Source organism: Caulobacter segnis, from assembly GCF_019931575.1.
Classification (GTDB): domain Bacteria; phylum Pseudomonadota; class Alphaproteobacteria; order Caulobacterales; family Caulobacteraceae; genus Caulobacter; species Caulobacter segnis_C.
Window position 1 is genome coordinate 2,165,730 of record NZ_CP082923.1, and the last position, 12,885, is coordinate 2,178,614.

Annotated in this window: 9 protein-coding genes; 6 read left to right on the forward strand and 3 right to left on the reverse strand. The window is 68.3% G+C overall.

The genetic code is table 11. The features are described 5' to 3' along the window. The first annotated feature begins 2 nt into the window (after positions 1–2). The 3 genes from K8940_RS10085 (at position 3) to K8940_RS10095 (ending at position 5,594) form a co-directional block, all read left to right on the forward strand. Positions 3–2,993: a TonB-dependent receptor plug domain-containing protein gene (locus tag K8940_RS10085; RefSeq protein WP_223395220.1), complete on the forward strand. Its 2,991-nt coding sequence runs from the start codon at positions 3–5 to the stop codon at positions 2,991–2,993. 263 nt (positions 2,994–3,256) lie between these two features. Then, on the forward strand, positions 3,257–4,306 hold the full coding sequence (locus K8940_RS10090; protein WP_411675591.1) for a LacI family DNA-binding transcriptional regulator: 1,050 nt from the start codon (positions 3,257–3,259) through the stop codon (positions 4,304–4,306). Continuing rightward, entirely contained in the window at positions 4,299–5,594 is a 1,296-nt protein-coding gene (locus K8940_RS10095) for an MFS transporter (protein WP_223395224.1), read from the forward strand. Before K8940_RS10090 ends, K8940_RS10095 begins: the two co-directional genes overlap by 8 nt. A 9-nt stretch (positions 5,595–5,603) precedes the next feature. Here K8940_RS10095 and K8940_RS10100 read toward each other — a convergent pair whose 3' ends face one another. Beyond that, entirely contained in the window at positions 5,604–6,878 is a 1,275-nt protein-coding gene (locus tag K8940_RS10100; RefSeq protein ID WP_223395225.1) for an aminotransferase class III-fold pyridoxal phosphate-dependent enzyme, read from the reverse strand. 81 nt (positions 6,879–6,959) lie between these two features. On the opposite strand from K8940_RS10100, the gene K8940_RS10105 reads away from it, so the two are divergent. Genes K8940_RS10105 through K8940_RS10115 form a run of 3 tightly spaced genes read left to right on the forward strand, consistent with a single transcriptional unit; the run spans position 6,960 to position 9,735 of the window. Beyond that, a complete protein-coding gene (locus tag K8940_RS10105) occupies positions 6,960–7,904 on the forward strand; it encodes a carbohydrate kinase family protein (RefSeq protein WP_223395226.1) in 945 nt (314 codons plus the stop codon). Beyond that, a complete protein-coding gene (locus K8940_RS10110) occupies positions 7,904–8,557 on the forward strand; it encodes a class II aldolase/adducin family protein (protein WP_223395227.1) in 654 nt (217 codons plus the stop codon). Before K8940_RS10105 ends, K8940_RS10110 begins: the two co-directional genes overlap by 1 nt. Next, entirely contained in the window at positions 8,554–9,735 is a 1,182-nt protein-coding gene (locus tag K8940_RS10115) for an MFS transporter (RefSeq protein WP_223395228.1), read from the forward strand. Before K8940_RS10110 ends, K8940_RS10115 begins: the two co-directional genes overlap by 4 nt. Here K8940_RS10115 and K8940_RS10120 read toward each other — a convergent pair. Together K8940_RS10120 and K8940_RS10125 are read right to left on the reverse strand one after the other, a co-directional pair. Continuing rightward, the gene (locus K8940_RS10120; protein WP_223395229.1) at positions 9,701–10,411 is read right to left on the reverse strand and encodes a TetR/AcrR family transcriptional regulator; all 711 of its coding nucleotides are present in this window, start codon (positions 10,409–10,411) and stop codon (positions 9,701–9,703) included. The two genes, K8940_RS10115 and K8940_RS10120, sit on opposite strands and share 35 nt — an antisense overlap. Before the next feature lie 75 nt (positions 10,412–10,486). Further along, positions 10,487–12,745, reverse strand: a complete 2,259-nt coding sequence (locus K8940_RS10125) for a TonB-dependent receptor (RefSeq protein WP_223395230.1) — start codon at positions 12,743–12,745, stop codon at positions 10,487–10,489. Positions 12,746–12,885: the final 140 nt, after the last annotated feature.

A 12,885-nucleotide genomic window follows, 5' to 3' on the forward strand; every position in this document is an offset into this window, starting at 1 on the left:
GGATGAGTGCTGTCGGTAGCACGCGAGGGGCGGCGTCCTTTTCGAACGCCTTGCTGGCGACCAGCGCGGTCGCGATGATCTTGGCCGCCGGATCGGCCCATGCGCAGGCGGCGCAGAGTGCGCCGGACGATAGCGTCGTGACCGAGATCGTGGTCACCGGCACGCGGATCCGGTCCGAAGGCTTCACCGCGCCGACGCCGACCCAGGTCCTGGGCACTGCCGAGCTGGAGCGCGCGGCCCAGCCGAACATCTTCACCGCCATCACCCAGCTGCCGTCGCTGCAGGGGTCGAGCGGCGCCACCACCGGCACCTTCAGCACCTCGAGCGGCCAGCAGGGCCTCAGCTCCTTCTCGCTGCGGGGCCTGGGCACCATCCGCACCCTGACCCTGCTGGACGGCCAGCGCGTCGTGCCCGCCAACGTCACGGGCGTTCCCGATATCAGCCTGTTCCCCCAGCTTCTGGTCGAACGGGTCGACGTGGTGACCGGCGGCGCCTCGGCCTCGTACGGCTCCGACGCGGTCGGCGGCGTCGTCAACTTCATCACCAACAAGAAGTTCGTGGGCCTCAAGGCCAACGTCATGACGGGCGTCACGACCTACGGCGACAACCACCAGTGGCTGGCTCAAGTCGCGGCGGGCAAGAACTTCATGGACGACCGCCTGCACGTGCAGGTCAGCGGTGAATACGACTGGGAAGAGGGCGTCCCAGCGGGCGGCTTCGGTGAGGACGCGCCGGGCAGCCGTGACTGGTACACCACGGCCACCCTGGTCAATCGCGGGATCACCAACGACGGTTCGCCGCAATATCTCTATCGCGAGCACGCTCAAGCCTACCAGTACACCAAGTACGGCCTGATCAGCTCGGGCCCGCTGCAAGGCACGGCCTTCGACCAGGCCGGCAACCCGTTCCAGTTCCAGTATGGCTCGAACGGCGTGCCGACCAAGGCCTCGACCGGTCCGACCGTCGGCCAGGTCGTCGGCTGCTACACGAACGGCGGCTTCTGCGTCGGCGGCGACCTGTCGGGCAACGTCGGCGTCGGCACCTCGCTGCAGTCGCGCATCAAGCGCATGAACACCTACACGCGCGTGGGCTTCGATCTCGACGCCAACAACGAGATCTACGCCACCTTCAACGCCGCCCGCGTGGAGAGCAGCAACCAGCCGAATCCGGGCGCCGCCACGACGGGCCTGACGATGTCGTGCTCGAACCCGTATCTGCCGGCCTCCATCGTCGCGGCCTGCGCCGCCAACGGCATCACGACCTTCACCTACGGCACCAGCAACGCGCTGCTGCCGCGCAACATCTCGGTGCATCCGACGCGCACCCAGTATCGCGGCGTGATCGGCGCCGACGGCAAGTTCAACGCCTTGGGCAAGGAATGGCGTTACGACGCCTACTACACCCATGGCCAGAACACGACGAACATCCACGTTCGCGACATCCTGCTCACGCCGCGCTATCGGGCGGCGGTCCAGGCGACGACGGTGAACGGGCAGATCGTCTGCGCGGACCCGATCGCTCGCGCCAACGGCTGCGTGCCGATCAACATCTTCGGTGGCAAGGCGCCCAGCGAAGCGGCCCTGGCCTACATCACGCCCAAGAACGGTCCTTACCAGCACTCGGTGCAGAAGCAGGACGTCGCCAGCATCAACTTCAGCGGCGAGCCCCTCTCGCTGTGGGCTGGTCCGGTCTCCCTGGCGTTCGGCGGCGAGTGGCGCAAGGAGCAGTACCACGTCCAAGGCGATCCCTACGGCGATGGCAATACGGACTCGCCGAACACGTCCGACTACCCCGCCGATCCGATCCTGAATGCGGCGGGCGCCAACTGGTTCGCGGGCAACTACCACTCCGGCGCCGGCAAGTACTCGGTGAAGGAAGCCTATGCCGAAGTGAACCTGCCGCTCATCAATTCCGACGCGGCGGGTAGGGCCAACCTCAACATGGCCGGTCGCTGGACCGACTACAGCACATCCGGCACTGTCTATACCTGGAAGGTCGGCGCGACCTGGGACACGCCGATCGATGGCGTCCGCCTGCGGGCCGTCACCTCGCGTGACGTCCGCGCGCCGAACCTGTCGGAACTCTTCGCCGCCCCGGTGACGACGACGCTCCCGAACTTCACCGTTCCCTCGACCCCCACGCCCCCGCCAGGCCAACCCGGCAGCGGCTCGCTGACGGTTCTGCAGAATGTGGTGGGGAACCCGAATCTGAAGCCGGAAATCGCCAAGAACGTGACAATCGGCGCCGTGCTCTCGAACCCGCAATGGCTGCCGGGTTTCAGCATTTCGGTCGACTGGTACAATATCGTCCTCAACGGCGGCATCTCCAGCCTGGGCGCTCAGCAGATCGTCAACTTCTGCTATGCGGGCCTCACCCAGTTCTGCGGCGCCTTCAACCTCAATCCGCCGTCGGCCTTCGTCAATTCCCAGACGTTCAACCTGGCGTCGATCAAGACCAGTGGCTTCGACATCGAGAGCAGCTACCGGTTTGAACTGCCCAGCGTCCCGGGCCGCTTCACGGTCCGTGGCATGGCCACCAACGTCCACAAGTTCGTCACCAATCCTGGCATCCCTGGCGCGGTCGCCGTCGATTCGGCTGGCCAGAACTCCGGCGCCACGCCGGATTGGAAGGTCCTGGCCATCCAGTCCTGGGACACCGACCGCTTCGCCTTCAGCGTTCAGGAGCGCTGGTTCAGCGATGGCCGGTTCGGCGGCACCACCACCGAGTATGTCGAGTGCAAACCCGGCAGTTGCCCTGTCTCGACCGGCAGCCGGCCGACCATCGACTACAACCACATGAGCGGCGCGACCTATGTCGACGTCAGCGCGTCGTACAAGTTCGGCGACGGCCTGCAGATCTACGGCAAGATCGACAACCTGCTGAACCGCGATCCGACCCCGTCGCCGCAGACCAATACGGGCCTGGACGCCAACCCGGCGCTCTACGACCTGCTTGGTCGGTTCTACCACGTCGGCCTGCGCTACAGCTTCTAGCGCCTGAGGCTCTCAAGTCCCGGGCCGCCCGTCTCCACCTCCCCCTGGGCGGCCTCGCCCGGGTCCGGATCGGCCAAGCGCTGGTTCGTGGCCCGGGCGTCTTTCTTCGATCGCGGGCCCGTCCGTCGGGCCTGTGCTACAGCTTCCGCGCCGCTTCGGCGCTTGTCGTCCGAACGGCCTTCCGGGAGACTCGGCTTGAATGACGTTGGCGGACGCGAGAGGGGCGCCCATTGAGTAGGCGGGACCGCGCCCGAGGCGCCACCATGGCCGACGTCGCGCAACTGGCCGGCGTCTCGCGCATGACGGTGTCGCGCGTGATCAACGACGGCGACAAGGTCCGGGAGGAGACGCGGGCGGCGGTCCTGGCCGCGATCCGCGCGCTGAACTTCGAGCCCAATCAGACGGCCCGCAACCTGGTCATGGCCGGTGAACTGCGGATCGGGGTGGTCTATTCCAATCCCAGCGCCGCCTTCATGAGCGACTTCCTGATCGGCGTGTTCGAGGAGGCGACCAGCGCCGGCGCGCGGCTGATCCTGGTGCGGGGCGAGGACGGACACGCGCCGTCGACGCGGCAGCTGCAGGAACTGTTGGGGACTGGCGTCCATGGCGTGGTCCTGGCGCCGCCCTTGGGCGAGTCCGCCGCGGCCAGGGACATCCTGCGCGCCGCCAACCTGCCCGTCGCGGTGGTCGCCGCCGGAGATCCGCCGAGCGACGCCATCAACGTCCGCATCGACGACCGTCAGGCCAGCCAGGCCATGGCCCGGCATCTTCTGGATCTGGGTCATAGGCGGATCGGCTTCATCACCGGCAATCCCGACCAGACCGCTAGCGCCGTGCGCCTCGAAGGCGTTCGCGCGGCGATCGCGCAGGTCGAGGGGGGCGAGCTGGTCGTGGCCCAGGGGGCCTTCACCTATGCCTCGGGTCTGAGCGCGGCCGAACAGCTGCTCGACGCCGACCCGCCGCCCACCGCGATCTTCGCCAGCAACGACGACATGGCCGCCGCGGCCGTGTCGGTGGCGCACCGTCGGCACCTGGACGTGCCGGGCGACCTCACCGTGGTCGGCTTTGACGACACCACCGTGGCCACCACGCTGTGGCCGCCGCTGACCACCATCCGCCAGCCGGTCCGCCAGATGGCGGCCGTGGCGCTGGACCGGCTGCTGCGCGCGCTGCGCTCGGCCGAGCCGTCCGCCGACACCTTCGCGGACTACGTTCTCGACCACGCCCTGATCGAGCGGCAGTCCACCGCGCCGCCCCAACACGTCACGCCGACTACGAGCGCGAAAGTCGACAAGAGGTCATCGCATGCCTGATCCATCCCTCGACATGGAACGCGCCACGGTCGGGCGGGTGACGCGGCGGCTGATGCCGCTGTTCTGCCTGATGTACCTGATCGCCTATATCGACCGGCAGAACGTCTCGTACGCCAAGCTGGAGATGGTCCAGGCGCTGGGTCTCAGCGAGGCGGCCTACGGCCTGGGCGCGTCGCTGTTCTTTATCGGCTACTTCCTGTTCGAGGCACCGTCGAACCTGATCCTGGCCCGGGTGGGCGCGCGCGTCTGGTTCGCGCGGATCATGTTCACCTGGGGACTGGTCACGCTGGCGCTGGGCTTCACCCAGAACCCGACGATGTTCTACATCCTGCGTTTCCTGCTGGGCGTCACCGAGGCGGGGTTCTTCCCGGGCGTGCTGTACGTCCTGACCCTCTGGTATCCGCAGGCGCACCGCGCGCGGATGGTGGGCCTGTTCATGATCGCCAGCGCCGTCGCCAACGCGGTCGGCGCGGCCGTGGGCGGACTGCTGCTGGATCTGGATGGTCTGATGAACCTCGCCGGCTGGCAGTGGGTGTTCCTGGTCACCGGCGCGCCGGCCGTGCTGCTGGCCCCGTACGTTCTGTGGCGGCTGCCCAACGGTCCTGCCCGGGCCCGGTGGCTGCCGGATGCCGAGAAGGCCTGGCTGGCCGACGTCCTCACCAAGGAGCGCGGCGGCGCGGTCGACGATCATCGCGGCGCGTGGAAGGCGATCTTCGACCCTCGCGTGCTGCTGCTGGCGGGGCTCTATATCGGCATGCCGCTGGGCGCCTACGGCCTCAGCTACTGGCTGCCGACGATCGTCAAGTCGTTCGGCGTGTCCAACACCGTCAACGGACTGATCAACATCATTCCCTGGATCATGGTCGCGGTGGCGCTGTGGTTCGTGCCGCGCCATGCCGCCCGCCACGGCGCCAGCGCCTGGCACATCGCCGGACCGTGCCTGCTGGGCGCGCTGGCCTTGGTGCTCAGCGTGGTGGTGCCCGGCGCGGCGCTGAAGTTCGCCATGCTGTGCATCGCCGCGCCGGCCATCTTCGCCGCCCAACCGGTGTTCTGGAGCCTGCCGCCCAGCTTCCTCAGCGGGCCTCGGGCGGCGGCCGGCATCGCGGCGATCAACGCCATCGGCAATCTGGGCGGCTTCATCGCCCAGAACCTGGTGCCGCTGGTCCGCGACGCCACGGGCAGCAACCTGGCGCCGATGCTAGCCCTGGCCGCCGTGTTGGTGGTGACCAGTCTGCTGATCTTCTACGCCATGGGCCGACTGGACAAAGCGCGGGCGGCGGTGGGCTGACGCGGGGCGTCAGCCAGCCACCGAGTGCAGGAACTCCAGCTTGGCCACCGGCTCCAGGGGACCGGCGGCCTTCAGGAGCTTGAAGCTGTCGTCGGCGGCCTCGACCGCATGGTCGATGTCGGCGTCGGTCATGGCCGTGGTCATGAACATGTTGTGCCAGGGGTGGAAATAGACGCCGCGCTTGAGCAGGGCGTTGTTCCAGAAGTAGCCCTTGGCCCCGGTGGGGTCGTCGTCGACCATGATCAGCGGCAGTTGGGCCGGGCCGGTCTGGCGCAGGCCAAAGCCGTGGCGGCCGGCGACGTCGTCGAGGCCGGCGCGCAGGCGTTCCCCCAGCGCGATGGTGCGCTCCAGATAGTCGGTCTCGCGGATCAGCTTCAGCGTCGCCAGCGAGGCGGCCATCGGCGCGGCCGAGAACCAGAACGAGCCGGTGGCGTAGATGGTGGCGGCGGCGAAGCGGGCGATGTCGGCGCCCAGTAGGGCCGAGATCGGATGGCCGTTGGCGATCGCCTTGCCCCAGGTCGACAGGTCCGGCTTCACGTTCACCAGCGACCAGCTGCAGTCACGCGCCAGGCGGAAGCCGGCGCGGACGTCGTCGACGATCAGCAGGGCGCCATGCTCGTCGCACAGCTCGCGAGCGCGGCGGGCGTATTCCGGATCGGGCAGTTCCTGGTCGACGAAGGTGTCGTGCTTGATCGGCGAGGCGAAGATCGCCGCCAGATCAGAGCCGGCCTCGCGCACAGCGGCCTCGAGGCTCTCGACGTCGTTGTACTCGTAGAACACCTGGTTGGCGCGATCGGCGGGCGTCGTGCCGTTCTTCAGCGGCGTGCACCAGGGCTGGGCGCCGTGATAGGCGCCCTTGGCCAGGACGATGGTCTTCTTCTGGGTGAAGTTGCGGGCGATCATCATCGCCATGGTCGTGGCGTCGGTGCCGTTCTTGCAGAACATCGCCCAGTCGGCGTGGCTGACCTGGGCGGTCAGGGCCTCGGCCAGTTCGACCATGGCCTGGCCAGGGCCCGTCATGGTGTCGCCGCGCTTCATCTGATCGACATAGGCCGCGTCGATCGCGGCGTGCCCGTAGCCGAACAGGTTGGGGCCATAGCCGCACATGAAGTCGACATAGCGATTGCCGTCGACGTCCCACAGATAAGCGCCTTCCGCCCGGTCGAAGAACTGCGGATAGTCGTCGGGCAGCAGCATGACCGACTGGTGGCCGTACATGCCATTGGGGATCACGGCCATGGCGCGCTCGCGCAGCGCGGTGTCCTTGCTGTTGGTCCAGGTCATGAGGCGCTCCGGCAATAAGATAGTTTTGACTATCATAATGGCTGAGGCATAGTGGCTGTCAATGTATCGGGGAGAAGCGGCATGAAGACCGGCTTGGCGTGCATAGGACTGACGACGCTGGACATAGTGGCGCGCGCGATCGACGCGCTGCCGGAGGGGGAGGGGACGATCCTGATCGAGGGGATCGCCTGCGCGCCGGCCGGCACGGCGGCGGGGGCCGCCCTAATCGCCGCCAAGCTGGGCATGCCGGTCAAGCTGGCCTCGGCGGTGGGCGATGACCTGATCGGTCGCTTCATCCGCATGGCGCTGGAGGAGGCCGGGGTGGATCTCACGGCGCTCGAGACCCTGCCGGGCCTGCCCAGCTCGACCACCGTGCTGGCGGTGGACTCGGCGGGACGGCGACCCAACTTCCACGCCCTGGGCGCGGGCATGCTGGCGGCGGCGACGCCGGCGGCGCTGGAGGCGGCGACGTCCTCGCGCTTCCTGCACTACGCCGGGATCGGCGGGCCTCGGCTGGATGGCGGAGCGGGGGCGGACCTCGTCAAGGCGGCGCACGAGGCGGGCGTGATCGTGACCTGCGACCTGATCTCGCCCCAGGCCTCGGCCCTGGACGAGCTGAAACGGCTGTTGCCTTACGTGGACTATTTCCTGCCGAGCGCGGCCGAGGCGGTGCTGCTGACGGGCCAGGACGACCTGTTCGCCGCCGCCGAGGTGTTCCTGGGCCTGGGGGCGCGGAACTGCCTGATCAAGAACGGCGGGCGGGGTTCGGTGGTCGTGCTGGATGGGGTCCGGACGACCTTGCCGGCCTATCTCATCAAGCCCGTGGACACGACCAGTTGCGGCGACTCCTACTGCGCCGGCTTCATCGCCGCGTTGGATCGCGGGTGGGCCCCGCTGGACGCCGCGCGCTTCGCCACCGCCACGGCGGCGCTGGTGGCGCAGGGCCTGGCGACCCTGGGCAAGCTGGAGAGCTTCGAGGCCACCGAGGCCGCCATGCGCCAGATGACCTTGAGCGAGGCCGCCTGATGGCCTCGGCGATGGACGAGGGCGCGCTGCGCCAGCGCATGGCCGAGGTGATGCAGGCCATGGACGACAAGGGCCTCAATCGCGGCACCTCGGGCAATGTCTCGGCGCGCTGTGGCGAGGCGATGCTGGTGACGCCCAGCGGCGTGCCGGCTTCACGCCTGACCGCTGAGCACATGGTGCTGGTCCAGCCCGACGGCTCGACCGACCCCGGCGCCCTGAAGCCGTCCAGCGAATGGCGGATGCACCAGGGGCTGCTGGAGCGCCGGCCCGACGTCGGGGCGGTCGTTCATTGTCACTCGCGTCACGCCACCATCCTGGCCTGCGCCAACAAGCCGATCCCGGCGGTCCACTACATGGTCGCCGTCAGCGGCGGGACCAGCGTGCCGGTCGCGCCCTACGCCACCTTTGGCTCCAGCGAGTTGGCCCGGATCGTCGTCGAAACGCTGGACGGCCGCTACGCCGCCCTGATGGCCAATCACGGCCAGATCGTCGTCGCCCCCAGCCTGGACTTCGCCCTGGCCATCGCCGAGGAGATCGAGGAGCAGGCGGCGGTCTACTGGGGAACGCTGGCGATCGGCGGTCCCACCCTGCTGGCGGACGAGGAGATGAACCTCATCCTCCAGCGCTTCAAATCCTACGGGCAGGGTCGATGAGCGTTTCCGAAGCCGTCGTGGACGTCGCGCCTCCCCCGGAAACGACCGTCGCCGTGACCTCGCCGCCCCGCGAGGCGGCCGCCGTCGGCCAGGCCATTGGCGTGGTGGCCTTGTTGATCGCCGGACTGCAGCCGGTGATCCTGGGCGCGATGGAGCGGGAAGGGCGGCTCAGCACGGCCCAGATCGGCCTGGCCGCGACGGTCGAGCTGATGGCCCTGGGTGTCGCCTGCGGCATCGCGGCGGCCGTACTCAAGCCCACCCGCATCCGGATGAAGATCGGCCTGGCCTGCCTGCTGCACGCGGCCGCCATGCTGGCCACGACCCTGACCAGCGGTGTCGGCGTGATCGTCACCCGCGCCGCCGCCGGGGCCTGCGCCGGGGTCATGCTGTGGCTGGCGATCGGAGTCATAGCGCGGTCATCGCGGCCGGAGCGGGCCTCCGGCGTCTTCGTCACCGTCCAGACCTTCGCCCAACTGGTGCTGGCGGCGGCTCTGCCCGCCACCGTGATGGAGCCTTGGGGCGTCAACGGCGCCCTGGCGTGCCTGGCGGTGATCTCGGTGCTGGCCGCCGTGGCCGCCCTGATGGGGCCCGACAGCCTGGCGCCGCTGCCCAGGTCCGAGGATGGCGGCCGGCTGGACGCCCGGTCGATGAGCGGGCTGACGGCGGTCTTCCTCTACATGGCTTTCATCGTCGCCCTGTGGGTCTATCTGGAGCCCTTGGCCGCCCAGGCGGGCCTGTCGCCGCGCGAGGCGGGGCTGGCCGTCGCCCTGGCGTTGGGCCTGCAGGTTCTGGGCGGCGCGGCCGCCACCTTCGTGGGCGACCGGGTGCCGCCGACGCGGATGCTGCTGGGCGTCGGGGCGATCAACGCCGTGATCCTGGCGACGTTGTGGAGCGGTCCGGCACGCGGCCTGTTCATCGCCTGCGTCGCCGCGTTCGGCTTCCTGTGGCTGTTCGCCCTGCCGTTCCAGACCCTGCTGCTGATCCGCATCGACCCTACCCGTCGCGCGTCGATGCAACTGGGCGCGGCCCAGCTGCTGGGCAGCAGCGCTGGGCCATTGGCGGCTTCGCTGGTCGTGGGGGATGGGCCGGTGCGGCGCGCCCTGGCCTTGTCCGGCGTCTGCCTGGCGCTGGCCCTGGCGCTGATCAGCCTGCTCGGGATGCGCCGCCGGACGCCGTGAGGTGCTGGTAGTACAGGGCCACCATCCAGCAGATCTCCTCATTGATCTGGTCCTCGTCCTGGTCCGGCTCTTCCAGGACCATTTCGGTGGCGGCGTACATCATCTGGGTCGTCAGGCGCGTGGCCGTGCGCAGGCGATCCTCGGCGACACCTGGATTGGCCGCCTTCAGCATGTCGAACAGCGTCTGGGCGACCATGTCGCGCGAGGCCGTCTGAACCTCCTGCAACACGGGGAGGGCCCTCAGCGCGCGCAGGATCCAGTCGCCGCCGGGGAATGCGCGGGTGATGGCGTTGATCCGCTTCTGCAGGTCGCGGTTCTTGGCCACCGACTCTTCGATCGAGGACGAGTTTGTGCCTCCGGCCTCGAGCCAGGCCAGGACCGCCTTGTCCTGAGCCTCCATCAGGCGTTGCGCCAGTTCCTTCAGCAGCGCGTACTTGTTGGGAAAGTAGCGGTAGAGCGCCGGCGGCGTCAGGCCGGCGCGCTCGCAGACCAGGTTGGTCGTCAGGCGCTCGAAGCCGACCTCGGCCAGCAGCTCGCCGGCCGTGGTCAGGATGACCTCGAACGTGTTCTTGCCGCGTCGCCGCGAGGGGCGCGACTTGGTGTCGAGCGAGAGCGCTCCGGTCTTGGCGACGGGGGTCTTGGCGACGGTCATCTTGGCGGCGGTGCTTCTTGCCATGGATGTCCTGATAGCAAGATTGCCCGCGCCGGACGAGGCGGCAAACCGCGTACGGGTCCGCCGCCCCATCACCCCCTAGTAATGATACCGCAGGAAGACGCCCAGGCTGCGCGGGCGGTTCATGCTGAGCAGGTCCTCGCCCAGGCTGTCGATGTTGGAGATCGACACGACATAAGTCTTGTCGAACAGGTTGCGGGCGAAGGCCCCGGCCTCGATCTTCTGGTCGGGCGAGCGCCAGCTGACCTGGGCGCCGACGATCCACACCGAGTCCTGAGACAGGCGCTCGGCGTTGGAATTGTCGAAATAGACCTTGGACGAATAGTTGGCGTCGGCGTTGGCGACGATCGACGATCCGTTGGCCAGCGGGGCCACCCAGGTGGCGGCGGTGTTGAACGTTACTTTCGGCGACTGCGGCAGGCGATTGCCGGTGAAATCCTGGCCCTCGCTGAAATACTCGCCGAACTTGGCGTGCAGCAGCGAGACGCCCGCCGTCAGGGTCAGGGGCTGGATCGGCCGCGCGGTGATCTCTGCCTCGCCGCCGTAGACCTTGGAGTTGGCGGCGTTGTCCAGCACCAGCACGGTCAGCCCGTTGCGCAGCGCTTGTGCGAAGACCTGCTGGTTCTTGTAGTCGTAGTAGAAGCCCGACACGTTCAGGCGCACGCGCCGGTCCAGGAACTCGGACTTCACGCCCACCTCGTAGGCGTCGAGCGTCTCGTTGTCGTAGGGCTCGACTTCCTCGGGCGTGGTGGCCAGGCCCCCGAAGAAGCCGCCGCTCTTATAGCCACGATTGTAGGTGGCGTAGACGCTGGCGTCCGGCGTCACCTCGTAGCGCAGGCCAAGGCGACCCGAGAACGCCGAGAAGGTCTTCTTCTGGTCCGAGGTCAGCAGGACGATCAGGCCGTCCTCGATCTGGCTCTGGTAGTTCATGTGCTTGTCGTCGGCCGACCAGCGCAGGCCGACAGTCCCGGTCAGCTTGTCGGTCAGCTTGTAGTCGGCCTGGCCGAAGACGGCGTAGCCCTTGGTCTTCTGGGTGTAGGGCCAGCCGAACACCGCGACGCTGTTCTCGGGGCTAAGGCCTGTGGGATTGTCAGGCGTGACGAACAGCGGGCGCAGGTCGCGCAGGGTGTCCTGACGGGTGTTGTCCTGGACCGTCTCGTCCATGAAGTAGCCGCCGACCACCCAGTTCAGCCGACCGGCCGGATTGTCGGACTGCAGGCGCAACTCCTGGGTGAACTGCTGCTGGCGGGAGCGGTAGTTGATCTCCAGCATCTGGGCCGGGCTGCCGTCGGTGTTCTCGACGTCGTTGCGATGGGCCCACTGCCAGGCGGTGACCGAGACCAGCTGCATGCCCTTGAACGTCCAGGTCGCCTGGGCCGAGGCGCCGAACAGGTCGACCTTGTCCTTGCCTTCCAGGTTGGCGTCGATCGCCCGGCTGTTGTTGTCGGTGTCGGCGTAGCCCAGCAGGTCGGTGCAGGCGCCGCCGCCATAGGCGCTCGGGGCGCACAGACCGTCCGAGCCCGTCGCGGCGGCGGTGGCGGGAAACAGGGCGCGGTGTTGCGGAGCGATGGCGTCGCCCCGGTTCACATAGCGATTGACCTGGGCCAGCAGCTCGAAGTCGTCGGTCGGCGTGTACAGCAGCGACAGCCGGCCGGCCCAATGGTCGGCGGCGTTGACGTCGTTTCCGGTCACGCGGTTGTAGGTGTAGCCGTCGTCCTTGACCCACTGGCCAGCGGCGCGGAAGGCCAGCTTGTCGGCGATGATCGGGCCGCCGACCGCCGCCTCGGCGGTGACGGCGTTGAAGGTCGCGTATTCCACCGAGGCGTCGGCGGTGAAGGTCTGGGTCGGCCGCTTGGTGGTGATGTTGATCGCGCCGCCATTGGTATTGCGGCCGTAGAGCGTGCCTTGCGGGCCGCGCAGCACCTCGACCTGGGCCAGGTCGAAGAAGCCGGCCATCTGGGCCAGGGGCGAGCCGATATAGACGCCGTCGACATAGACGCCGACGCCGCTGGAGGCGTTGGGGTTGAAGTCGCTGAGGCCCACGCCGCGAATGTAGATCTTGGGATTGGCGGCCGCGTCGTTGGCGCTGATCCGCATGCCGGGAGCCATGTTGTTCAGGCCCATGACGTTGGTGACGCCGCGCGAGGCCAGGGTGTCGGCGGTGAGGGCGGTGACCGAGACCGGAACGTCCTGCAGGTTCTCCGCGCGCTTCTGGGCGGTGACGACGATCTCGGCGATCGCCGTGTCGTCCTGGGCCGGCGTCGACGCCGTCTGGGCGACCGCGACACCCGACGACAGCGCCAGCATGGCGCACCCCATGAACAGAACCGCCTTCATCTCACGCTCCCTGAAATCCAGCACTTCGACCGGTTGGTCGCATTACGATAATAAAAACTATCTCAATGCAAGGGGCGCGAGCGCAAGCCGTCGGCGGGCGACAGGAGAGGCGGCGTGAGGCGGCGCCCGCTTTGAAGGCG